The organism is Desulfatibacillum alkenivorans DSM 16219, from assembly GCF_900142135.1.
Taxonomy (GTDB): Bacteria; Desulfobacterota; Desulfobacteria; order Desulfobacterales; family Desulfatibacillaceae; genus Desulfatibacillum; species Desulfatibacillum alkenivorans.
The window spans coordinates 133,988-156,339 of the sequence record NZ_FQZU01000004.1; the positions used below are offsets into that span (position 1 = coordinate 133,988).

Below are 22,352 nucleotides of genomic sequence, written 5' to 3' on the forward strand. Positions count from 1 at the left end.
GGGAGGCAAAATAGGACAAAGAAGGCGTACAGTCAACCCCTATAAAAAATGATTTGCTTGGGATAGGAGATTCTTCAATACAGTGTGTCTTTTATTGATGAAATAATGATTATATTCCTGGTCCGGCGCCTGATTCTACTCATACCGCTCTATGCAGGCCCCCCTGATTTTGACTTCGCTTATAATCCCGGGCAACTGCCGTTATTCCGCAGCGTTGAACTACAAAGCCCGGATCATCGCCTTGCCTTCCACGCTTTTGATTTCGATTTTTCCCATACGGGACAGGGCTGCAAGTTCACGCTCTCCGTCGGCAGGGCTGATGACGCCGCGGGTGCGCTCTATCAAGTCGGCAGGCTCCGCTTTCCTCAACTCCTTGACGACTTTCAGCAGCATTTTCTGGTTTTCCGTCATGGGAGTAATCATTCCATGCTTCTCAAAGGATTTGGCGCTGTAATCCGCCCAGGGATCGCAGAACCGGGCGGGGGATAGAATCTGAATATAGCAGTCTTCACAATAAACGTTTCCAATGTGTTCGTAGCGGTCGTCCTGGGGAATATCCCGGCTGCATTGGCGGCATTTCATGGCAGTTGCTCCTTGGGTCCAGGGAAAAATACTCCGTCCTAATCCAGTTGCGGCTTTTTCGTTCAGCGGTTTTTTATAGGGTTATTGTGGGTCAAAGGCAGGGCGCCCTGTTTGCTTCCGCCATCCTCAGACTGCCGGCCTTGAAGACGTTTTTCAATAGGTTTTCTATGGATCGGGCGATGATGCCGGCGCTTTCCTTGGTGTATCCCCCGGAAAGGACCATGGCGACGGGAACGTTCAGCTTTCCGGCCGTTCTGAACACTTCCTCGTCCCGGTCCATAATTCCTTTCTCCGAAATGCTCAAAACTCCCAGAGGGTCGTTTTTGTAAATATCAGTGCCTGCATTGTAGAAAATCAAGTCCGGATTGCATTGAATGATAGCCGGCTCCAGGTTTTCCCTCAACAGGGCGAGGTACTCCTCATCCTTCGCTCCATAATCGACGGGCAGATTGAAGTCGATGTATTCGGCCGCTTCTTTATCGCGGGGATATATTTCCGCATTGTACATGTCAAATATGAAAACCCGCGGATCGTCCTTGAAGATCGCCTCGTGCCCGTTGCCCTGGTGAACGTCCAGGTCCACGACCATGATCTTCATCCCCGGGCTTTGCTCCCACAGGAGATGAGCGGCGACAGGGATGTCGGCGTAAAAGCAAAATCCTTCCCCCTGGTTTGCCTTGGCGTGATGGTATCCGCCTGAAAGATTGACGCTCCAGCCGTACTGGAGGGCCAGGCGGCTGGCAAGCACTGTGCCGCCTGTCGCGTAGCGCATGGGTTTGAGGATTTTCTTGTCCAGAAGGAAGCCGGGCATGAATTTCAGGGCGCCCATTTCGGCGATTTCGGCCACGACGGTGGATTTTTTCAGAGAGTTCAAATACTCCCGGGAGTGCACCCGCAAAAGATCCAGCTCCGAAATTTCCTCAGGCTCGTAGATGCGGTCAGGCGACAGCCCGGCGTTTTTCTCAAGATATTTGTAAACCCGGCCGTACTTCTCGCTGTCAAAGGGATGGAGCTTTTGAATCCCGTATAAGGTAATGTTGTAATGCTTGCTGTAAACAATAGGCAAAGGGATTTCCGGCTGATCGCCAAAGGCGGCCGGGCGTAAGAACAATGCGAACAGGCAAAGGCCGGCGACGCCCCAGACAAGCAGCATTTTCATTCTTCCATCCTCCTGCAGACTACACGGCGGCTTGATTGGCGCCGGCGCGTTTGCTTCGGTACATAAGTTCATCCGCCCTTTTCAGAAGGGATTCCACGGTATCGTCCAACCGGGCTACTGTGCCGCCGATGGAGCTGGTCACCTTGACGATTCTTTGATTGTCCCCTGAGCCTATGGTTACCCGGCTCTTTTCTATGATGCGCAGCACCTTTTCCGCAATTTGGGATAGCGTTTGCAAATCAATGTTGGGCAGGATGACTAAAAACTCATCCCCTCCCCAACGGCAGACAATGTCTGACGCTCGCAGATTGCCCGAAAGCGTCTTGGCCACCGCTTTTAAAACCAAATCTCCAACGTCGTGCCCGTAGGTGTCGTTGACCTGTTTGAATTTGTCTACATCGCAGAAAAGAATGCCGAAAGGCCAGCCGTATCTTCTGAACTCATTCAGTTTGGCCTCCAGCCGGGCCTCTCCGCAATTCCTGTTGGCCACCCGGGTCAAAGGATCGTTCAAGGCCAGGTCTTCCAGCTCCTTGGCCTTTTCCCTTTCGCGAAGAACGGGCGTGGCGTCCTGGAAAATCTCCACCACGCCGGTTATGCGCCCCTTTTTGTCGTGCAAGGGCAAAATTCTGGCCTGAGCCGGCACCAGATGCCCGTCCTTGTGGTGGTATGAAACGGTGATCTCCCTTAGAATTCCGTCGTGCATGGTTTTCATGGCAGGGCACATGCCCGCCTCGCACAGGTTATGCCCCCAGTTGTCCACATACATAACCCGGTTTTCATGGCACGACCTGCCAACCACCTCCTGGGCGGAAAATCCCGTCAACTGGGCGGTGCTCTCGCTCCAATAGGTGATGATTCTATCCCTGTTTACGCAATAAACGCCGTCAAACAGATTATCCAATATATCTTTACGAAATTGGCCGTCCTCAAACATGACGCATCCCTCCGGTGCAAATTTTAACGGAATATTAACCGTTAGCACATTGGCGAAGTTTTGTGCAAGCGTAGAGAAAAGAGCGAGGGAACAAGCGTTTAGCGGGGGTGACGCTGAGTCACGTCACTGCCTGTGGTCAGGCTGTAACACAGGGCGTGCAAGCGGACCGTAAAGTCCACGTTTTCCACAAATACATTTTCCGGCACAACAAGCCGGACGGGAGTGAAGTTCAAAATGGCGTGAATTCCAGCCTCAACAATGCGCATGGCGCAGTCCTGCGCCCTGTCAGCCCCTGTGGCGAGCACGGCTATGTCGAAACATCCCGGGCCTTTGATCACTTCTTTGATGTCTTCTGACTGGGAAATTTCCATGCCCTGCACTTCGGTTCCCACAAGGTCTATATCCTTGTCAAACGCGGCGGTGAAAATAAAGCCCCTTTGGGCGAACTGTTCAAATCCGAGCAAGGCCTTGCCAAGGTTTCCCACACCAAACAGGCCCAGCCGCCATGTGCGGTTGGTCCCCATGACTTCTTTCAGGGCGTTCAACAAATCGTTGACGTAATAGCCCACGCCCCGGACTCCAAACTGGCCGAAGTAGGCTAGGTCTTTACGAATCTGGGCGGGATTGGCGCCGCACATTTTCGCCAGCTTAACGGAGGACACCAACTCCACACCGTCATTATGGAGCATTTCCAAGTGCTTGGCATACAGAGCCAGACGTATAACCGCTATGTTTGGTATCTTATGCACAAGATTATCCTGAGTCTTGATTAGTGAACCTTTTCACAAGAATGGAGAAAAAGAGAGGCTGCGTTTTACGGCAGCCCCTCTTTTTTTAAACCATATTACCGCGGGGTCTCTTAGCCCAACAGAGCGGCGATGGCGCCAGCCTGGGGATGGGCGAAGATGAGAATCAGGGCCACAACCAGAGCGTAGATGGCCAGAGATTCGATCATGGCGAGACCGATCAGCATGGTGGTGGTGATTTTGCCGGATGCTTCGGGATTACGGGCGATGCCTTCAACGGCGGCCCTGAGGCCGATACCCTGAGCGATGCCGCAACCAAAAGCTGCGATAGCCATACCAAAACCTGCTGCGGTTACTGCTGCGATAAAGAAACTAAGAGCTGTTGCTTCCATTACGAAAACCTCCCTCAAAAAAGATAGTTAATATCGGGCTTCTTCCAAAAACCCTTACATACACGTTTAAAACGCGTTTGAAAGCCTTGACTAATGCGCGTGCTCAATGGAGCCTGCAAAGTACATGATGGACAGCATGAAGAACACGAATGCCTGCACAACCGCCACCAGGATGCCCATGGCCATGATCGGCAGGGGCGCCAGGAAAGCGCCTGCCAGGAAGAACAGAATCATGAGCACCAGTTCGTGACCCATCATGTTTCCGAAAAGACGGAAGGTCAGGGAGAGAACCCTGGCGAGATGGGAAATGGTTTCAAGGATAAGGAACAGAGGCGTCAGCGCCAGGATGGGGCCCATGAAGTGCTTGATGTATTTGGCTCCATGATGCTTGATGCCCAAAAAGTGGGTGAAGCAGAAAACCACAATGGCGCAGGAAAGAGGCGTGTTCACGTTAGCAGTCGGGGGAAAGAAACCGGGAAGCAGACCCATGAGATTGCATACGAGAATGTACAGGAACAGGGTGGCTGCCAGGGGAAGGAACCAGCGGCCTTCCTCGCCCACAACGCCGACCATGAACTCTTCCAGGCCGCCCACGATGATTTCCAGGACGTTCTGCCCCTTGCCGGGAATCATGGTGATGGTTTTCGCCGCCACAACGCTTAGACCGATTAAAATGATCATGGCCACCCAGGAGAAAATAATATGATGGTATTCATGACCGAAGTGATCTAAGCCGACCAAACTAAATAGCCACGGAAAAAATTCGAAAAAGTGCTTCACTTATCTTGCCTCCTTGCTGAAAACATATTTCAATTCGAGGATCAAGGCTATAAATATGCCAGCCACGACCACGGATAATCCTACAAAAAGACCTATGGGATGTACTATTCTAAACAACAAAAGACCGAAAATCAGCAGGCCGCTGACGAAAAAGCGAAGGTAATACTTGGCCACCACAACCCGATGATTGGTCCCGGGGCCGGGGTCCAAGGCGTTTTGCAAGGTACGGGACAGCAGATGGAAGTTAACCACCGTAATCAGTCCCCCGCAAATAATGCCCATGGCGAACGGCCCAGGCGCCATATACAGCCCAATGCAGCTAGCCAGCGCGAATATCGCCCAGTTGGCCCAAACCACATTTTTTATAAGACGCTCTTCCAAGGACTCGTTCATGATCCCCCTCACATCTTTTGGCTCTTTTGATGGGCCAGCCAGATGTTCCGGTATCCCGCCGCTATTCCAAAACCCAATCCGACAAAGGTCAGCCAAGGATGCGTATCGAACCGCCGGTCCAGATACACCCCCAGCCCCAGGCCGATGACAATGGCCAGGGCCACGGAAAGTCCGAGGCTGCTGAAATAGGACATTTCCCTAATAAATTTAAGGGTTTCTTTGTTCATCATCCTGCCTTGTACGCACACGGCTGTTTAGTTTGCACGCGAATGTGAAAAACAGCACATGCGGGTACGGGACGGCGAAACGTACCAAACGCAAGCCTCGAAGTCAACCAAAAACGTACTTTAGCTATAATTGCTTAAAGACCTTTTCAGCCGCCTTCAGGGTGGCTTGAATATCGGCCTCCGTATGAGCCGCAGACACGAACCACGCTTCAAACTGGGACGGCGGTAAAAAGACGCCTTCATCCCGCATCCCCTGGTAAAACTTGGAAAAACGATCCAGGTCGCATTTTTTGGCGTCCTCAAAATTTTCCACCGGACCTGCGCTAAAGAATAAGGTCTGCATGGAACCCACTCGGCTTACCACCGCTTCCACGCCGGCGTCCGCCGCTGCTTTTTTCAGGCCGTCGGCCAAAGTTTGGGAGCTTTTTTCCAAAGCCTCGTAAAAACCGGGAGCGCTGATTTCCTTCAAGGCGGCAATTCCGGCGGCCATGGCCATGGGATTGCCCGACAGGGTCCCGGCCTGATACACCGGCCCGGAAGGCGCGATTTTCTCCATGAGGGAGCGCTTGCCGCCGTAAGCGCCCACCGGTAGGCCGCCGCCGATGACCTTGCCCATGGTGGTGAGGTCCGGCGTTACGCCGTACAGGGACTGGGCGCCGCCCAAAGCCACGCGGAATCCGGTCATGACCTCGTCCAGAATCAAAACAATGCCGTACTGGTCGCAAACCTCCCGCAGGCCTTGGATGAATTCCGGCTTGGGAGCGACCACGCCCATGTTTCCGGCCACGGGCTCCACAATGATGGCGGCCGTCCGGTCGCCCTTTTTCTTGCAATATTCCTTGACCGCCTCAATATTATTGTACTCCAGCGAGGCGGTGGACTCAGCCACCTTGTCCGGCACGCCCGGGCTTCCGGGAATCCCAAGAGTGGCCACGCCTGACCCGGCCGCCACCAACAGGCTGTCGCCGTGGCCGTGATAGCAGCCGTCGAATTTCACGATCCCGTCCCGGCCCGTGGCGCCCCTGGCCAGGCGGATGGCGCTCATGGTGGCCTCGGTGCCGGAATTGACCATGCGGACCATTTCCACCGAGGGCACAATGTCGACCACGGCTTCAGCCAGTTCGATTTCCAGCTCCGTGGGGGCGCCGAAGGTGCACCCGTTGGCCAGGGCCGCTTCAATGGCCTTGATCACGGCCGGATGCCGGTGCCCCAGGATCAAAGGACCCCAGGAGCCTATATAATCAATGTATTGCCTGCCGTCCGCGTCAAAAATCGCCGAGCCCTGGCCCCTGGCGATAAAACACGGGTCCGTGCCCACGGACCCGCAGGCCCTCACCGGGCTGTTCACCCCGCCGGGGATGGTTTTGCACGCTCTGGCGAATAGTTCTTTGGATTTTTCCATATGCGAAAGCCTCCTTTCAGGAGAAAATAAGGTTTCAATCGTGAAAAATTGCTATCAAAGCGGGGTCTAAGCGTCAAGAAAGCTTTTCCTTATTCCCAGGCTTTGGTATTAAAATACCATAAGACCCTGAACGACGGAGGAAATCATGGGATCAGGTAAAAGACCGGAGACTTTGAACAAGTTACTGGCCTACGCACTGGGGCGAAGGCCTGACGAGTTCGGCCTCTTTCCGGACGAGGATGGCTGGGTGAAAGTGAAAGACCTGGTAAGGGCCCTTTCCGAGGAAGACGGATGGAAGCACGTCAACAAGGCGCATATCAAGGAAGTGGCCTACACTTTGGACGACCCCGCCATAGAGTACGAACACGAGGAGGGAATCGTCCGGGCCGTGGAGTGGGACCCGTCCTTATATTATACGGGAGTCCCGGAGGACCTGCCCAAACTGCTTTATGTGGGCGCCCGCAACAAAACCTATCCCGAAATCGATAAAAAGGGCATCTTCCCGGTAGGCGCGCCCTTTGTGATCCTATGCCGGGACGAAGACATGGCCTTTCGCATCGGAAGGCGACGGGACGGCAATCCCATTATCCTGACCATCAATACGGCCATGGCCCAGGATCGGGGCGTGGTCTTTGAGGAAGCCGGGGAGCTGCTTTTGACCGCGGAGTTCATTCCCAAAGGCTGCTTTACCGGGCCGCCGCTTCCCAAAGTGGAGGAGATGCTGGCCGCCAAGAAACCCGCCAAACCCAAGCCCGCGGAGGACCCGGCCCTGTCCATGGGGGCCTTCGCCATGGACCTGGACGACGGCTACGGCAAGGGCTACGGCAAGGGCAAAGGAGATAAAGGCTTTAAGAAAAAAGGCGGCCGCAAAAAACGCTCCTGGAAAGAAGACGCCCGCCGCCAACGCCGCCAAGGCCGCGACGACGAAGATTAACCCCCCCCAACGGGCGCGGCCTGCCGCGCCCGTGGTCATCATTCCCGAATGGGAATACTCCATCGAAACCGTTTTTTTTGTAGTCGCACGGTTTCCGCGCCCTAGTCGCGCGGTTCCCTCGCCCTATTTGCGCGTTCCCCGCGCTCTCCCTGCGCCCGGCCGGTTTATCCGTCAGATTTTCCCAAAAGGTATCCGAAAGGATAATTGCCCTCCGCACTCGGAACGGTTACTATGATACATTCAAAAAAAAGTGCGGCTGACGGGGGATGGTTGGCGTCAGGGAGAGGGAAAAGCGCTTTCTACGTTTGCATCGCATGCTGAGCATCAAGGCGGTGCAAACGCAGGAAGGCGGGCGCAGGTGGTGCGCGCGCACAACGCAGGCGCCAAAATCATCAGAACACGGAGGCGCTTTCCAAAAGGGACTTTCGTCTCATGGCGTTGAAAAGGGTTTCGGTCCTGCCGCACGCTCCCAGTTTTCTCGACGCATTTTTCAAATGCTTTTTTACGGTGACCTCCGCGATATTCATGGCCTGGGCGATTTGCAGGTTGGAGTAGCCCAAGGGAAGGTAGGAAAGGACTTCCTGCTCTCTGGGGCTTAAGCCGTCTTTGGCGAGGACGGCGAAATCCTCCTTGCGGTCATGCGGCTTTAGAAGAAGCACCAGGACCGTTCTTTGCTGTTCCGTAACCACGGCGTGGGCGGTCATTGTCAGCTCCAAGTCGGGGAGAACGCAAACGGTTGTCCAGGGGCCGGCGCCCGGGGGGATGGCGCCCCGTGGGGCGACGGCGCTTTTAAGCCATATCAAAATGTCTTCAGGAAGGATTCTCCAGGCCGAATGCTTGAAGCATCGTCTTAAAAACGCCTCGGTTTCTTGGGGGAGATCGATTATGTTCAGGGCGCCGTCCAGACAGAGATACAAGTCCTTACTACTTTTGCAAACAGTTTCCAGGGCGGCGCGCTTCAGGTCGAATTCCGCATGAAGCATCATGGTGTGGGACAAGGAAACCAGAAACGGGCTCAGGTATTCCAGGGTTTGCCGGTCGCTTTCTTCAAAGGCGAATTTTTCGTCGGTCCGATAAAAAGCAATGCCCGAGTCTATGGCGGGCGTCCGGGCGCAGTGGAGGGTTAAAAACTGCGTGGTGTCCGTATATTTTTTGGATGTTTCATAGCAATAGACCGCTTCCTCGCTGGAATAGAAGTCCTTTGGGGAAAAAATGCACGCGCCTCCCACAGGCTGCCTTAAAGACTTTTCCCTGACCGGGTCATGCTCCATGACTTCGATGTATTTTTCATTCCAATCAAAGGGAAGCCCCGGATTAGTGGCCACGTTATAGGAATTTTGCGGAAGTCCGAACGTGTAGAGCCCCATCCAGTCCACCGGAATCAACGTGTTTATGACAGAGGTGAGGATGTGCGGGAATTCACTGTAATCTTGCGTATTAATCAAGGCATGATGCAGCTCTCTGAGCGCATCCGCGATTTTGTCTTTCCTGAGACTCGAAGCCACTGGCTCATTCCATTGCTTTAAAAAGCAGAAAAACAGATCATCCCGAAACCTTGGGCGTTTCCCTCTTGAAACAGAAGGATCCCGATTTTATGAATCCTAATTTATCATCTTAGTCATGAATATTAAAGCATTCAGTGATGCTATTTCTTTTTTTTCGGCCGGCGCCTCCATTCCATTTGCAGACAATTCCGGCGAACCATACTTTACTTTGACCTCGCTTCCTGGGTGGTGTAATACACTGCAAAAAGAAATTCGGTTCGCCAAAGGCGGTTTTTTACGGTATCAGGACGGTTTTTTTCTATGTTTTGGATTATTCTGATTGTTTTTTATGTAGCTTTAAGTCTGGCGGCCACCTATCTGGTGCATCAAATGCCCCGGCGGCCGGTCCATGAAGATCCCGACTGGGGCGCCATTGAGGACCTGCGCATTCCCGCGGTAAACGGCGGAACCCTGGAAGTCTGGCGCATCGCCCCGGACGGCCCGAGCAAGGGGATCGTGGTCCTGGCCCACGGCTGGAGCCGCAACCGGGACCGCATGGTGCCCCGCGCCCGCGTACTGGCGAAACAGGGCTTTACCACAGTCATGCACAGCGCCCGGGACCACGGCAATTCCAGCCCCCAAAAATGGATGCAGGCGGCCAAGTTCGCCGAGGATATCGAGACGGTCCTGGACTGGATCGGGGAGCCGGTGATTTTGTACGGTCATTCCGCCGGAGCGGGCGGCGCCATCATCGCCGCGTACAATCGCCGGGAGCAGGTCCGCGTGCTGATTCTGGAAGGATGCTACTCCTACACCCGCCGGGCTTTGTTTTTGCTATACTCCAGCTTCAGCAAGGCCTTTGGAATATTGTTGGGCCCCATGGTTTTGTTTTGGATGAGCCTCATGTACGGCCGGCAGATCGACGAACAAAGCCCGGCCAACCTGGCCCCTAAACTGCTCATGCCGGTGCTGCTCATCCACGGAGAGTTTGACGAAAAATTCCCCCTGTCCATGGCGCACGCCATGAAAAAACGCTTCAAACCCGGACAGGCCGACCTTTTTATCGGCAAAGGGGCGGGGCACAGCGATTGCCCGGACGCGCCCGGATATGAAGACGCGGTTATAAATTTTGTAAATTCGCAGTGGCAACCAAGCGAAAACAAAGGATAGACGCAGATTTAAATGGAAAAGGAAAAGGGCAACAAGGAAGACACGACCTTCCGCTGGTGCGAAAAGCGGGAGCAAAAAGTGGCTGTAACCGTATGCCGGGCCATGGCCCGCAAAAAGAAATATTGCCTTAAGTGCCTGGAAAAATACGATCAACTGCCCTTATTCCCGGGCTTGAAATAGGAAAAAATGGACAAAAAAGCAACCGCGCTCATGCGCTTGTACTCCCTGCTGGACCGTATTATCGAGCCCTGGCCCACGGCCTGCGAAAAAGGCTGCGCCTCCTGCTGCACCACCCACGTGACCGCAACTGCGCTGGAAGGCCGCGCCGTCCTGGATTATCTGGAAAAGGAAAACCGGATTTTGCCGCCAAATTTGGACGAAGGGGAGTTGTTCACCCCGGCGGTCACCACAAACGGCCTGGCCCGTTTATGCATGGAGCGCAAGGAGCCGCCCGAGGAGTTCAAGCCGGACCATTTTAACCCATGCCCTTTTTTGGAAGACGGCGTATGCTCCATTTATCCGGCCAGGCCTTTGGGATGCCGGGTTATGGCGTCATCCTCGCAATGCAAGCCCGGCGGCTTTGCGGAAATGGACGACTATTGGCTGACCGTGAACCAGGTCTTTCTCCAAGCCTTGGAGGCCCTGGATTGTCCCGGCAAGTTCGGCAATTTTTCCATGATCCTGCAATATCTTGCGTTCGGCCAAAGCGCCGAAAAATTGCTGAATAACGAGCCTGTGCCGGGGCTCATGATTCCCCCGGAGCACCAGCAGCAAATATCCGCCATCCTCCCGGAATTGAACCGCATCCTGGCCGCCGCTATGGGATGACGGGCGATTTTGGCGCTGGTAAAATCATCGAGGGATTACAGCATTTTTTGGGTTTCGCAAGCTCAACCAACCTACGTCTTTTCATGTAAAAATAGTACGTTGGGTAGAGAGATCACAAAATTATCCCATTGAGGGAAACCTGTTTCCGCCAAAAAAGAGGGTCGAGGTTCAGGGAGTAGAACTCGAAACCCAACAATCAGGCTTTCCATCAACTCTTCCACAAAGCATCCTGCAAGCCTGACGGCCGGCGGGTGGGGCTTAGGACCGCTTTTTTAAAGGATGCCATGGCGCCCACGATCCGCAGCCTGGACCGGGTGCGGGTGACGGCCGTGTAAAGCAATTCCCTGGTAAGCACGGGCGAATTCTCCCCCGGCAGAATCAGCAGCACGGACTCGAATTCCGAACCTTGGCTTTTATGCACGGTCATGGCGAACGCCGTGTCATGGGCGGGCAGCATGGATCTGGCGTAATGCCTAAGCTCCTCTTGCAGGCCGGGAAAGACCGCCTTTCCATCCATATAAACGCCGTGGTCGCCGTTAAACAGGTTCATTTCCGCGTCGTTGCGATTGACCACCACCGGCCTTTTTTCGTACCAGGGATAATTTTGCAGCAAAATCAGGCCGTCTCGGGCGAAAATGTCCTCCACAAGGCTGTTGGCCGAGTTCATGCCCCACGGCCCTTGCCGCACTCCGCACAGGACGCGGAATCCGCCGAAGGCTTCCAGGGCCTGGGCCGGATTTTGGGCCGAAATAAAGGGCGAAAAGCCCTCCCGTAGTGGCTCTTCCAGCAAGGCTGGAAGGGTGCGCGGATTGTTGACAGCTTCGTAGATGATCTCCCCGCCGCTTTCCAGGCTGGCTGCCGCGCCTGCGGCGTCGCCCCGGACCACGCAATCAGCCAGTTCGCCGATGCCGGAATCCTTGGCGAACCGGTAGTTCTTCACAAGGTGCACGATCCCGTCCGCCATGAGGGCCAGGCCATTCTCCGAAGGAATCGCCTGTCTCGTGGCCTTGGCCAAAACCCTGGCCCATTCCGGGGAGAACGACTGCGATCCCGGTCCCGAGCAAATATCGCCCATGACAGAGCCCGGCCCCACGGAGGCCAACTGGTCCTTATCCCCCAGTAAGATCAGCTTGCCGTGATCGGGCAGGGCTTCCATAAGCCGGGCCATGAGGGACAACTCCACCATGGAGGCCTCGTCCACAATCAGGATATCGGCGTTAATGGGGTTGTCGGCATTGTGGATAAACCGGCTGGAGTTGAACCTCGCTCCCATAAGCCGGTGGATGGTCTTGGCCCGTTTAGGAATGGCGTCCTCCATTCCCGGGGGAACGCCCAGGCGGCTTAATTCCCTGCCCAGGGATTCCAAAAGCCTTGCCGCAGCCTTGCCCGTGGGCGCGGTGATGGCGATGGAAGGCGGCCTGTCGCCCGCCAGGGACAGAAGCAGGCGGATGATCCGGGCGGCGATGGTGGTCTTGCCGGTTCCGGGCCCGCCGGAGATTACGGACAACTTGCGCAAAACCGCCGTGGCCGCCGCGGCCTTTTGCCAGTCGGTTTCATTATTCGGCAAGGGGGCGAACAATCGATCCAATTCCTGGGCCAGCCGGTCCTGGTCTGTATACGCCGGGTCGGGAACGCTCCATGCCAGGATTTTTTTCGCGGTCAAAGCCTGATCTTCGTAATACCGGTGCAAATACAGCCTGCCGGCCTGATCCAGAATCAACGGCCGGTGCTCCCCGGGCTCCCCGACCACCGGCGACTTTGCCAAAGCGTCAATCCATTGCACCGGACTTTCCGGGCAATCCGGGCTGAGCAGGCATTCCCGGTCCAGCCCGGAGTTCAGTTCAACGCAGGTATGGCCTTCCCGGGTTCGCAGGGATACCAGGGCCGCGGCCGATTGCAACACCGGGTCTGCGCCGCCCGCCAGTTTTTGCAGAAACGCGGCGAATTGACCGTCTATGGCTTCGAATTCGATCATAACAGGGCGCCTTTCAGCCGTTGGATCATGTCCAGGCCCGGCCGGTCCTGAAAAATACCGTATTCCGGCCCCAGGCTTTTATCCACTCCGCGCAGGAAGATATAAAAAATTCCACCGAAATGCTTTTCATAGTCGTAATCCTTGATGCGCTGGGCCAGGTGCAAATCCAGAGCCAGGGTGTACAGCAAATATTGCAGGTCGTACTTGTGATGAACCATGGCGTGGGCCAGGGATTTCGGGCCGTAATCCTCCGGGGCGTTCCCCAGGTGATTGGATTTCCAGTCCACAATATAATACCGCCCGTCATAGCAAAAAACCATGTCCATAAAGCCGTGGACAAACCCTTTAACCGGCGAAAAATGCAGCCGGTCCGGCCGGTCCTTGGGGAGGCCGTTTCCGAAGATCCCCTCAAAAGCCTTGGGCGTAATTTTCTTGATGGGGAAGTAAAACTCCATTTCGTTGGATCGCGCCTGCATGGGAATGCGGCTTAGGGTAAAGTCCGGCCTTGCTTTGTCCAAGGGGCAGAACAACACATTCTGAACCATATGGGCGACAGGCTGAACCCATTGATCCTCGAATCCGTAAACCTCCAGTTTGTCCTGCACCAAATCAAGAACCTTTTCCGGAGCATGATCCAAAAAGTCCAGGTTTTCAAAGATGTCGTGAAGCATGATGCCCGGGCCGGTTCCCCGGGGAAAGGCGAAGATGCCGGCCGCTTCCTCCTCCGGCTCGTCCTCGACTTCAACCTGCGGCCCCGGCGCCGCCGCCTCGTCCGCGCCCGGCTCGTTCCTGCCGGGCTGATCCATGGACAGGGCGGAAAAACTGGTGACGCCCCAGGTCAGGTCCGGCCTGGCCTTAAACTCCATGGCTTCCAGGGCGGAGTCCGTCCCGCCGGCCCCAAAGGCCGCCGGATAAATTTCCTCGGGAGGCAGGGTCAGGGCGATGGCGTTGTCCGCGCTTTTGGCAAGCTCCTCCAAATCCTCGAACAAGGTTTTGTAGTTCAGCCGGATTTCCACCCGGCCGTCTTGCACGGCGCCCCCATGGAGAAGATAGGCGGGGGCGGATGTCTGTGCCTTGTTGATGGCCCCCCAAAGCATGTAGCAGCGCTTTTTGGCGCGGGTCAGGGCCACGTATGCCAGCCGCACGTTTTCCGCCACGGTTTCCAGCTTGGCCTGCTCCCGATGGGGCGAATCCTCGGCGCGAAGATCCAGGGTCAGGCGTTCGTCCCGGTCCGGGTCGTGAAAGGTCAGGGGCGCTCCTTTGCGCGGCTCGGACTCCTGCCACATGAACGGGCAGAAAACCACGGGGAACTCCAACCCCTTGCTGCCGTGCATGGTCACAACCTGGACGGCCTGGGCGTCGCTTTCCAGCCGAAGCTGATGCTCGTCCTTTCGGGGCGAGGACGGGTCCATTTGCCGGTCCAGCCATTTGATAAGACCAGAAACGCCCAGTTTCCGTTCTTTTTCCGCCTGATGCAGAACCTCGGCAAGATGCATGATGTTGGTCAGGCGGCGCTCTCCCTCGGGCAGGGCCAAAACCGCAGAGGGAAGCTCCTTATTATGCATGAAATAAGTGAACATCCGCATGAAACCGGATTTCTGCCAGATTTCGTGCAGATCGGAAAACAAGGTCAGGACCTTTTCCATCGGCTCTTCGCCCGGAGTCAGCCGGTCAAGCTCCTCGGCGGTCCAGCCCAAAAAGCTCACGGATAGCGCCGCCTTGACGTTTTGCAGCCGATTGGCCGCGGCCGCGGTCATGACCCGCCGCATTTCAATCGCCTCCGGCGTTTCAAACAGATCTCCGGTCCTGTTCAATACGCTATGGACGCCCGCCTGCCGAAGCCCGTCCCGAACAGCCTGGGCCTGCATGTTGGACCGCACCAGCACGGCAATATCGCCGGGGGAGTATTCTCCCTGCCCGAGCAGCCGGGAGACTTCCGAGGCCACGGCCCGAACGGCGATGTCCTGCACTTCGCCGATGGTCACGGCTTTATCGTCCTTGGGCGCTACGGCCCAGATTTCCAGGGGCGGCGTTTGCCTCTTTTCCAAAGGCAGGGCCGGGTCCACGCCGGGCTTTGGCCCGACTTTTTTAAACTCGATGCCTTCCAGCACAAAGGCCTGGGGATTGCGCGAAAAAATCGCGTTCACCCCCCGGATGAGTTGGGGCGACGACCGCCAGTTGTTTTCCAGGCTGTAGCTTTCCTCCACGTTTCTGGAAGCCTGGAGATAGGAAAACAAGTCCGCGCCCCGAAATCCGTAGATAGCCTGCTTGGGATCCCCGATTAAAAACAGCGCCTGCCGCCTACCGGCGAATAAGGTGTAAAAGATGTCGTATTGCGCGGCGTCGGTGTCCTGAAATTCGTCAATGAGAGCGGCCTGGTATTTCTTGCGCACAGCGTCGGCCAGGGCCGGACCCATAGGGCCGGAAAGGGCTTTTTGAAAGCCCAACACCAAATCGTTGAAAAAACGAATGTTCTTGGCGGTCTTTCGCTCCGGCTCGGCTTTTTCGGCGAACCGGAAAACCTCCTGATCCAGATGGAGCAGGTATTGCTCCAAGTCCCGCTCCATTTCCTCTCCGGCGTCATGCAAATCCTGGCAGTCGTTGAAAAAATCCAGCTTGGGAATTTCGCATCCTTTTTTGCCCGCCTTTTGCACCGTGTCCGCGCAGAAATATTTAAACTGAAGGAACAGGGGAAAGCCCGGCTCTCCGGACTGCAAATAATCGTCCATGGCCTGGGCGAAAACCTGGGCCTTGCCCGAATCCGGCTTGCCGTATTGATTGGCCTTCAAATCCCCGGATTCAAACACGGCCAGCACCTGATCCCGGTTGGCCGGCCATGCGTCAGCGACTTTTTTTCGCGCCGCCTTAAAACTGTCCAACGCGGAAAACTCAGGCTTTTCCGCCTGGGGGATAATTCTGATTCCCGGGTATTTGGCCGCGTATTCCAGCAGCCTTGCATAATATTCCGGCGTGCGGGTTCGGTGCATGGCGTAGGCGATGATCAGTTCAGGAGCTTCGTAGAACTCCCTGCGCCAGAAATCCCGGGCGATTTCCATCAAAAAGTCCTGGTTGTCCGTAACCAGGTCCGCGTCAAAGGAAGCCCCGGACTCAAAGGCGTTTTCGCCCAAAACCCGCTGGCAGAAGCCGTGAATGGTGAACACCGCCGCCTCGTCAAAACGCCGGATAGCATCCTCCACCCGAAGCCTGCTTTGGGGATTGTCGTGTTTTTTCACCACGGCTTGTACAAGGTCGTCGTCAACGTCTTTGCCGTTAAAGGCGTCCCTGGCGGTTTTTAACCGGTTTCGAATGCGATCCTTCAACTCCTGGGTGGCGGCCACGGTAAAGGTCACCACAAGGATTTGATCCACCAGCAGGCCTTTTTCAATGAGCAGCCGGATATAAAGGCTTGTGAGGGTGTAGGTTTTGCCCGTTCCGGCCGAGGCTTCGATCAGGTTTACGCCTTCCAGGGGGGCGAATTGAGCTTCGCGCGATTTCGTCATCATCGCCCTCCTTTCCGTTCGCATTCCAGCATGGGCGCATAAATTTCAACGGCCAGGTCCCTGAATTCCCGGGACAGGGGATCGCGCCCTTCAAAGCAAAGCGCGGCATACGAGTCCAAGGCCTCTCCCCGGCCGAAAAAGTCCGGCCCCCATTTACTCCTGGCCGCCTTCATGGCCTGGCCAACGTCGTCTGTCTTGAACATGCTTTGGGCGTAGGCGAAAGAGGCTTCAGGAAAGAACGGCGCCGGAAATTCCATGCCTTTGTCATAGACGCCGGCCAGGGCGGCCAGCCGGGTTACGGCCTCTTTTTGCTCTACGTTGTCGTAGTAATAGATAGCGTCCGTTCCCGCAAACAGGCTTTGGTTTTCAAAGCCCGGCCTGACTGCGCACAAGAAAAGATGCCGTATCCAGGCGTTCAGCCGGTCAAATGCCTTGGCCGAGGCCGTGCGGTGCAGGATCAATCCCCAGGGCCCCAGGGGCGCCAGCCTGCCGTGGATTTTCCATTCGCCCGCCATGACGTGGGCGTCCAGGCGCTGGTTTGCCTCGCTCAGCATTGCTTCCGCTTTACGGGCGAATGGACTAATTTGGTTTTCCAGCTGATTGAAGGCAAAGGCTCCCACATTGCCGTGGGGCAACTCCCCCTGCGCCTTGGCCAGAGCGTACAAGTCCAGGGAAGATCGTCCTTGAACCCGCTTTTCTACCATCTTTCCGGCCAGGACATGCCTTTCCAGGCCGCCAAGGCTGAAGGCCTCGGCGCTGTCCATGGCTTCCGTGTACTCGTCCAAAAAGACGCCCACCCTGTCTTTAAGAACGGACTTCGCCGGCATGCGAAAGAACCCGCACAGGGCTTCCAAAGAAATGGTCTTATCCTGGGCTTCGGGCGCTTCCAGGGGTTGGGAGAAAAATTGCCGGGACTGCTTTTCCCCGCGCTGCAAAATGCCAGCCGCCCGGCTATATTGTTTGGAGTAGCTGAAAAGGCCGGGGCATTGGCCCGAAAAATAATTCGGAGAAAAAGGCTGCAACTTGTGGACGGTCGCAATAGGTCCTGAGCCGGAAAGATCGAACCCCGCCTCCACGTAGTCGATCAATTCGCTCACCAAAGGAGAGGGGCACAAGGCCGCGTTATCCTGAATCCCCTGGCCGGTAAACGAAATGTGCAGCCTGCTTTGTGCGTTAATGATCGCCTGCAAAAAGGAAAACCGGTCGTCTCCCCGGGGAGACCGGTCCCCGCGTCTGGGCGACCGGGCCATGTAGTCAAAGCCCATGCCTCCGTCCTGCCTGGGAAAGGCTCCGTCATCCATGCCCACCAGACAGATGACCTTGGCGGGAATTCCAGCCCCCTGGGCGATGGAGCAAAAATTAACGCCGCGCCTTAAAATGCCGCCGCTGGGCGAACTCTGCTCCAAGAGCCCGGCGACCGCCGCCTTGACCACGGCCGCCGAAACCTTCCTGCCGTATCCCTGTTCGGATTGGGCCTTGGATGTCTTGGAAAAGGCGATTTGCAAGAGGTGCAGGTCTTCCGCATCGGGGCTTAAAAATTCCTGCAGGACGCCTTCCAGGATTTCCGCCCATTCCAGGATTTCGCGGCTTTTTTCCATCTTTTGAGAGAGTTGAAACAAGGCCTCGGTAAACTTTGCGAATCGTCCCAATAAAGGGGCGTCTTCCATAGCCAGATCCCCGAAGGGGCTGATGCCTTGAAAAAACTCTTCGTCCAGGCCTGACATGGCGTAGCCCAGCATCAGGCGGTCCAGACCGCTTTCCCAGGTGTTATCCCCGGTGGCGGGCAGGCCCAGGGCCTTGCGGCTGTCTGCATTGGCGCCCCATCGCACCCTGGTCCGGGCGACCCACCGGGCCAGGGTTTCCAGATCCTGTTCCGAAAAGCTGAATTTTTCCGCCACGGCGGGCATGCCGGCCAGATCCAGAACGGCCGCCGCCTCAAACCGGCTTTGGCAAAGGTCAAAGATTTCCAGAAAAGCGTTCACGCTGGGGCTGACCGTGCGGATTTCCTTATGGGCGATGCAATAAGGCAGGCGAATTCCCCCGGGTCCTGGTGAAGCGAAGACTGCTTCCACATAGGGCGCAAATTTGTCCATGTCCGGCGCCATGACCATGATGTCCCGCGGGTCCAGGTCCGGGTCTTCGTCCAAAAATTTTAGGATATGATCGTACAGAACCTCCATTTCCCGCATGGGGCTGTGGCAGTTATGGATCGCCAGGGAGCGGTCTCCAGGACGCGTACGCGCCTTTTCCTGCGCTTTTCGTCCATCCTCTTCCTTGAACTCCAGAATCTCCCCCTGAATCATGCCCAATAGGGACGTGCGGTCCGGCGACTCGTATAATTCCTGGGGGTGGCACTCCAGCCCTGCTACCAGCCCCAGAAAATCCCGGCCCACTCCGCCCAGAGAAGCCAACAGGGCGTTGCCTTTTTCCAGGTACAGTTCTTCGGGACGGGTGAAGGGGCTCCGGGTGGTAATCCGGGTGATTTGCTTGTCCGAAAAGGCGTGAGCCCAATATTCCTTACAGGGATTTACGTGAAAAAGATACACGGGCAGCATACGCCCCACGCCGGAGAAAACGTCCAGGTGGAAAGGAGGCATGCCCCAAACGCCGAAAAGCGAAATTCTTTTGGGCAGGACGCCGGGCTTGGGCTTGCCGGACCCGAGCGCCTTGAAAAAAGCATTACGCAGGCCCGGCCGATGCCGGTTGTTAAAACCCTGGCTGATTTCCCGCCACAAAATGGCCTGCCAATGCTCGCCCTTGCCGCGGTCCCAGTTCAAAATCATTTCCGGCCGAAACAGCAAATACCCGTCAAATACTCCGGCGATGCGCCGGCTCAGGCCGAACCGTTTGCGGCCGTCCGGGTCGTCCTGGAGGTATCGTTGGATTTCCGTAAACGGCGGTTCTTCCATAAACCGGGCCAAAGCGTCCATGATTCGCCATGTCATGGCCCAGGGTGAGAATGGGGACTGCTCCTCGTTTTCCATGGGAGGAATTATGCTGGCGAACAGTTCGTGCATATACGCATTGGGCAGTGTAACCCGAATGTTTGCACACGCGCCGTTGATTTTCGCCAGTTCCAGGTACAGCCAGCGGCCCATCACCGGATTTTGGGTCAAAACGATTTCCTGCTCCAAAGGCGGCAAAGGATCATTAATCAGCAAATCCGCCAGTTGGCCGGCCAGAGTTTGCAGGCTGTTGCTGGAATAAACCCGGAGGCATTCCTCGCCGAATATGGAGTCGAATCGATTATTAGGCATGGGCTTTCCAAGGCGTTGCGAATTATTAACGTTTTACATGCGTATCGCCGTTTACTTAAATCAATCAGGCGAGCAATGCAAGGGAGCTTTAAATGGCGGGAAGAACCACTTGAAAAACAGCGCCCTGTTCCGGGTTGGACTCCACGCTGAGGGCGCCTCCGTGCTTTTTCACGATGGACAGGCATGTGGCGAGGCCCAGGCCCATTCCTTTTTGAGCGCCCCGGGTTTTGGTGGAAAAATACGGCTCGAAAATGCGGGAGCGGTTTTCGATGGAGATGCCCGGACCTGTGTCGGAAAAGGAAATCCGGACGTAAGCGCCGGCTGGCAGGGTAAGAAGATTGTTTGCCTCCAGGATGAGATTTTCAGCGGAGATTTTTAAATCCCCCCCGTTAGGCATGGCTTCTTTGGAGTTCAATACAATGTTCTGGACGACCTGTCCCATTTGCACAACGTCTGCAGAAACGGGAAAGATGCTGGGCAGCATGTTGTAATGCACCCGAACGTTGGAGCCCGCCAAAAGAGAGTCGGCCCGCTGCTTTATTAGCTGGGAAATATTGATTTCCTCCTGCAGGGGCGCTCCGCCGGAGGAAAAGGTCAGAAGCCGCCCTGTCAGGCTGCGGGCGTGTTCAATGGATTCGCACGCATTTAAAAGCATTTTCCTTTTAGGGTCGTCCGGGGCCATGTCTATAGCCACCAGCTCCGCATTGCCAAGGATCAGGGAAAGCAGGTTGTTGAAGTCGTGGGCTATGCCTCCGGCAAGCACTCCCAGAGACTCCATCTGCTGCAGCTTGAGCTGCTCCTCCTGGAATTGATGATGCTGCGTGACGTCCCGAATCACAAAAACGCCGCCCGAAATCACCCCGCGTTTGTCCCGTATGGGGGCGCCGCTCAGGCTGAAAAATTCCCTTTCTCCCTGCTTCCGAATAATGTCGTTGGGAAAAACAAGAATTTCGCCCTGGGCGGTGACCCGTCTGAAAAAAGAGGGCAGCAGTTCCGCATGTTCGAACGCGTCGGCGGAAAAAAGGCGCTCCATGGATTTTCCGGCCAAGACCTCCTGGGCGGCGCCAAGGACGATTTCCGCTCGCATGTTGGCCGTGAGTACGCATAGGTCTTTGTCAATGGTGATGACCGCGTCGCCGATCCCCTTTAAAATGGCGCTGGTTTTTTCCTTTTCTTCGTAAAGATCGGCCAGGGCTTTGTTCAGAGCGCTTATGGGCAGGCGGCGCAAGGCCAAAAAGCTCATGAGCCCGGCCAACAGCCCCACCAAGAGGGCAACGGCCGTTTTTTTCAACAATCCCCGGTAAGAGCGTTTCAGGACCACCGCGCCCGCTGGCTGGCCGGATATCCAGAACCGCTTTTCCAGGGTGATGGCGGGAAAAGGCGCTTCACGGGGAAGGTCCAGCACCACGTTGTTATCTTTATCCAGAATCTGTTTGGACACTCCTTCCGGCACGTCCCCGCCGCTGCGGTATAGAACCTCCTCTATCCGGTACTCCATAAAAGGCCAAAGACCCGGATACTGGGCGGCGAAATTGCTGACCATGCGCGTGGTGATTTCAGCCGCAGTGCTGACAACGGCTTTTTCGTGCTGATAGGCGGTTAAAAAGTATACGAGGGGGATTCCCAGCGCGATTACGCCGGATATGATGGCGGCGATGAGTGTTGTGATAGCGCTGATGCGATCAGACATAGGCCTCTCAATACGTTGCTAAGGCCTTAGGTGGCCCGTGTCCTCCAAAATTTTTATACCTCTTTCGGAAAAAACAAAGTCTGCAAATTGTTGGGCCGCAGGACTCATGCCGGGCCTGAATATCATGTAATAGGTTTTGAAATAAGGATATTCGGGATTGACCTTGCCGTCGATCAGGGGCGGAGCGCCCTCCAGGGAAAGAACTTTCACCGCTCTTTTCTCCGCCATAATTTGCCCTAAAGACAAAGAGGCGAGCGCCCCTTTGTTGGATTCCAGCAAATCTGCCGTATCCTGATCCGTCACAGCGAACATCATACCACGACGGGCAAGGGCCTTGTCTACTGCTTTATCCAGTTCAGGAGTCATGGACTTGATGAACAGTGTGTCCGACTCCTGGGCGGGGCGCACAATCAGGTGGATCGGGCTGCCGTCCGGCCAGGATTGGATGCGGCCCGAATAAATCCCCTCCAGTTGGTGGTAGGTCATATTTTCGCTGGAGGAAACCGCGGTGGTTGCAAAAACAAAGGGCGCCCTGGCGTACACCCTTTGCCAGAGCCCCTGCGCCTTTTCCTTATCCTTTAAAGGACGCACGCTCAGGCTGACGTCGATGCGTTTTTTGACCAGAGCGTTTATTCCCCCGCCGCTGCCCAGGCTTGGCAAAACCTTGACGGAAACGCCGGGATGCTCGGCCATGTATGCCTTGGCCAAAAGATGGACGGCGCCCAACGCGGAACCGGTGCCGCCCGCCGCAACATCGGCGTTCAGACCAAGGCCGCCCTTGACGTCCTCCCCAAAACATACGCCTGCCAGGAATCCGGCCGTGCAAATGAACGTCAAAATCACAACTATGGTCATGCGGGATTTTTTTGAAAAATTGCGCATGGCTCCTCCGGATCATC

The 22,352-nt window shown here is 55.8% G+C and carries 19 protein-coding genes; 4 read left to right on the forward strand and 15 right to left on the reverse strand.

Features of this window, described 5'->3' with window-relative positions; genetic code table 11:
• Positions 1–219 precede the first annotated feature (219 nt).
• The 9 genes from BUE18_RS05350 to hemL all read right to left on the reverse strand — a co-directional run bounded on the left by BUE18_RS05350 (position 220) and on the right by hemL (position 6,615).
• Positions 220–582, reverse strand: coding sequence for an LIM domain-containing protein (locus BUE18_RS05350; RefSeq protein ID WP_073473680.1), 363 nt, complete (start codon positions 580–582; stop codon positions 220–222).
• A 91-nt stretch (positions 583–673) separates the two neighbouring features.
• Positions 674–1,741 carry a histone deacetylase family protein gene (locus BUE18_RS05355; RefSeq protein ID WP_170868274.1) on the reverse strand — a complete coding sequence of 356 codons (1,068 nt, stop codon included), beginning with the start codon at positions 1,739–1,741 and terminating at the stop codon, positions 674–676.
• 19 nt (positions 1,742–1,760) lie between these two features.
• A complete protein-coding gene (locus tag BUE18_RS05360; protein WP_073473682.1) occupies positions 1,761–2,675 on the reverse strand; it encodes a diguanylate cyclase in 915 nt (304 codons plus the stop codon).
• Between the two features lie 98 nt (positions 2,676–2,773).
• Positions 2,774–3,424, reverse strand: coding sequence for a redox-sensing transcriptional repressor Rex (locus tag BUE18_RS05365; RefSeq protein WP_170868275.1), 651 nt, complete (start codon positions 3,422–3,424; stop codon positions 2,774–2,776).
• A gap of 110 nt (positions 3,425–3,534) precedes the next feature.
• Positions 3,535–3,813: an ATP synthase F0 subunit C gene (gene atpE, locus BUE18_RS05370; RefSeq protein WP_073473685.1), complete on the reverse strand. Its 279-nt coding sequence runs from the start codon at positions 3,811–3,813 to the stop codon at positions 3,535–3,537.
• 90 nt (positions 3,814–3,903) lie between these two features.
• A complete protein-coding gene (gene atpB / locus BUE18_RS05375) occupies positions 3,904–4,593 on the reverse strand; it encodes a F0F1 ATP synthase subunit A (protein ID WP_073473687.1) in 690 nt (229 codons plus the stop codon).
• A complete protein-coding gene (locus tag BUE18_RS05380) occupies positions 4,594–4,986 on the reverse strand; it encodes an ATP synthase subunit I (RefSeq protein WP_073473689.1) in 393 nt (130 codons plus the stop codon).
• 8 nt (positions 4,987–4,994) lie between these two features.
• On the reverse strand, positions 4,995–5,216 hold the full coding sequence (locus BUE18_RS05385; RefSeq protein ID WP_342039436.1) for an AtpZ/AtpI family protein: 222 nt from the start codon (positions 5,214–5,216) through the stop codon (positions 4,995–4,997).
• A 121-nt stretch (positions 5,217–5,337) separates the two neighbouring features.
• Positions 5,338–6,615 carry a glutamate-1-semialdehyde 2,1-aminomutase gene (gene hemL / locus BUE18_RS05390; RefSeq protein WP_073473693.1) on the reverse strand — a complete coding sequence of 426 codons (1,278 nt, stop codon included), beginning with the start codon at positions 6,613–6,615 and terminating at the stop codon, positions 5,338–5,340.
• Between the two features lie 145 nt (positions 6,616–6,760).
• On the opposite strand from hemL, the gene BUE18_RS05395 reads away from it, so the two are divergent.
• Positions 6,761–7,549 (forward strand): RNA 2'-phosphotransferase, encoded by a 789-nt coding sequence (locus tag BUE18_RS05395; RefSeq protein WP_073473695.1) that lies wholly within the window; start codon positions 6,761–6,763, stop codon positions 7,547–7,549.
• Between the two features lie 392 nt (positions 7,550–7,941).
• Here BUE18_RS05395 and BUE18_RS05400 read toward each other — a convergent pair whose 3' ends face one another.
• Positions 7,942–8,994 (reverse strand): helix-turn-helix transcriptional regulator, encoded by a 1,053-nt coding sequence (locus BUE18_RS05400; protein WP_139264620.1) that lies wholly within the window; start codon positions 8,992–8,994, stop codon positions 7,942–7,944.
• 360 nt (positions 8,995–9,354) lie between these two features.
• Between BUE18_RS05400 and BUE18_RS05405 the strand changes: the two genes are divergently transcribed.
• The 3 genes from BUE18_RS05405 to BUE18_RS05410 are packed head-to-tail and all read left to right on the forward strand — an operon-like array spanning position 9,355 to position 11,031.
• Entirely contained in the window at positions 9,355–10,203 is an 849-nt protein-coding gene (locus tag BUE18_RS05405) for an alpha/beta hydrolase (RefSeq protein ID WP_073473698.1), read from the forward strand.
• A gap of 12 nt (positions 10,204–10,215) precedes the next feature.
• Positions 10,216–10,383, forward strand: coding sequence for a hypothetical protein (locus BUE18_RS27850; protein ID WP_015947611.1), 168 nt, complete (start codon positions 10,216–10,218; stop codon positions 10,381–10,383).
• A gap of 6 nt (positions 10,384–10,389) precedes the next feature.
• On the forward strand, positions 10,390–11,031 hold the full coding sequence (locus BUE18_RS05410; protein ID WP_073473700.1) for a YkgJ family cysteine cluster protein: 642 nt from the start codon (positions 10,390–10,392) through the stop codon (positions 11,029–11,031).
• Between the two features lie 208 nt (positions 11,032–11,239).
• On the opposite strand, the gene recD is transcribed toward BUE18_RS05410, so the two are convergent.
• From recD to BUE18_RS05435, 5 genes are all read right to left on the reverse strand, one after another.
• Positions 11,240–13,006: an exodeoxyribonuclease V subunit alpha gene (recD, locus tag BUE18_RS05415; RefSeq protein ID WP_073473702.1), complete on the reverse strand. Its 1,767-nt coding sequence runs from the start codon at positions 13,004–13,006 to the stop codon at positions 11,240–11,242.
• Positions 13,003–16,509: an exodeoxyribonuclease V subunit beta gene (recB, locus tag BUE18_RS05420; protein ID WP_170868276.1), complete on the reverse strand. Its 3,507-nt coding sequence runs from the start codon at positions 16,507–16,509 to the stop codon at positions 13,003–13,005. The genes recD and recB overlap by 4 nt, the downstream gene beginning before the upstream one ends.
• A complete protein-coding gene (gene recC, locus BUE18_RS05425) occupies positions 16,506–19,763 on the reverse strand; it encodes an exodeoxyribonuclease V subunit gamma (RefSeq protein WP_073473706.1) in 3,258 nt (1,085 codons plus the stop codon). The genes recB and recC overlap by 4 nt, the downstream gene beginning before the upstream one ends.
• A gap of 88 nt (positions 19,764–19,851) precedes the next feature.
• Positions 19,852–21,453, reverse strand: a complete 1,602-nt coding sequence (locus BUE18_RS05430) for a two-component system sensor histidine kinase NtrB (RefSeq protein ID WP_073473708.1) — start codon at positions 21,451–21,453, stop codon at positions 19,852–19,854.
• An 18-nt stretch (positions 21,454–21,471) separates the two neighbouring features.
• On the reverse strand, positions 21,472–22,335 hold the full coding sequence (locus BUE18_RS05435) for a substrate-binding domain-containing protein (RefSeq protein WP_073473710.1): 864 nt from the start codon (positions 22,333–22,335) through the stop codon (positions 21,472–21,474).
• Positions 22,336–22,352 lie beyond the last annotated feature (17 nt).

Coding starts and splice junctions, on each gene's coding strand:
- BUE18_RS05405 (WP_073473698.1), top strand. CDS start 9,355: ATGTTTTGGATTATTCTGATTGTTTTTTATGTAGCTTTAAGTCTGGCG.
- BUE18_RS05350 (WP_073473680.1), bottom strand. CDS start 582: ATGAAATGCCGCCAATGCAGCCGGGATATTCCCCAGGACGACCGCTAC.
- BUE18_RS05380 (WP_073473689.1), bottom strand. CDS start 4,986: ATGAACGAGTCCTTGGAAGAGCGTCTTATAAAAAATGTGGTTTGGGCC.
- BUE18_RS05395 (WP_073473695.1), top strand. CDS start 6,761: ATGGGATCAGGTAAAAGACCGGAGACTTTGAACAAGTTACTGGCCTAC.
- recD (WP_073473702.1), bottom strand. CDS start 13,006: ATGATCGAATTCGAAGCCATAGACGGTCAATTCGCCGCGTTTCTGCAA.
- recC (WP_073473706.1), bottom strand. CDS start 19,763: ATGCCTAATAATCGATTCGACTCCATATTCGGCGAGGAATGCCTCCGG.
- BUE18_RS05385 (WP_342039436.1), bottom strand. CDS start 5,216: ATGATGAACAAAGAAACCCTTAAATTTATTAGGGAAATGTCCTATTTC.
- BUE18_RS05360 (WP_073473682.1), bottom strand. CDS start 2,675: ATGTTTGAGGACGGCCAATTTCGTAAAGATATATTGGATAATCTGTTT.
- BUE18_RS05410 (WP_073473700.1), top strand. CDS start 10,390: ATGGACAAAAAAGCAACCGCGCTCATGCGCTTGTACTCCCTGCTGGAC.
- BUE18_RS05355 (WP_170868274.1), bottom strand. CDS start 1,741: ATGAAAATGCTGCTTGTCTGGGGCGTCGCCGGCCTTTGCCTGTTCGCA.
- BUE18_RS05435 (WP_073473710.1), bottom strand. CDS start 22,335: ATGCGCAATTTTTCAAAAAAATCCCGCATGACCATAGTTGTGATTTTG.
- BUE18_RS05430 (WP_073473708.1), bottom strand. CDS start 21,453: ATGTCTGATCGCATCAGCGCTATCACAACACTCATCGCCGCCATCATA.
- BUE18_RS27850 (WP_015947611.1), top strand. CDS start 10,216: ATGGAAAAGGAAAAGGGCAACAAGGAAGACACGACCTTCCGCTGGTGC.
- hemL (WP_073473693.1), bottom strand. CDS start 6,615: ATGGAAAAATCCAAAGAACTATTCGCCAGAGCGTGCAAAACCATCCCC.
- recB (WP_170868276.1), bottom strand. CDS start 16,509: ATGATGACGAAATCGCGCGAAGCTCAATTCGCCCCCCTGGAAGGCGTA.
- atpE (WP_073473685.1), bottom strand. CDS start 3,813: ATGGAAGCAACAGCTCTTAGTTTCTTTATCGCAGCAGTAACCGCAGCA.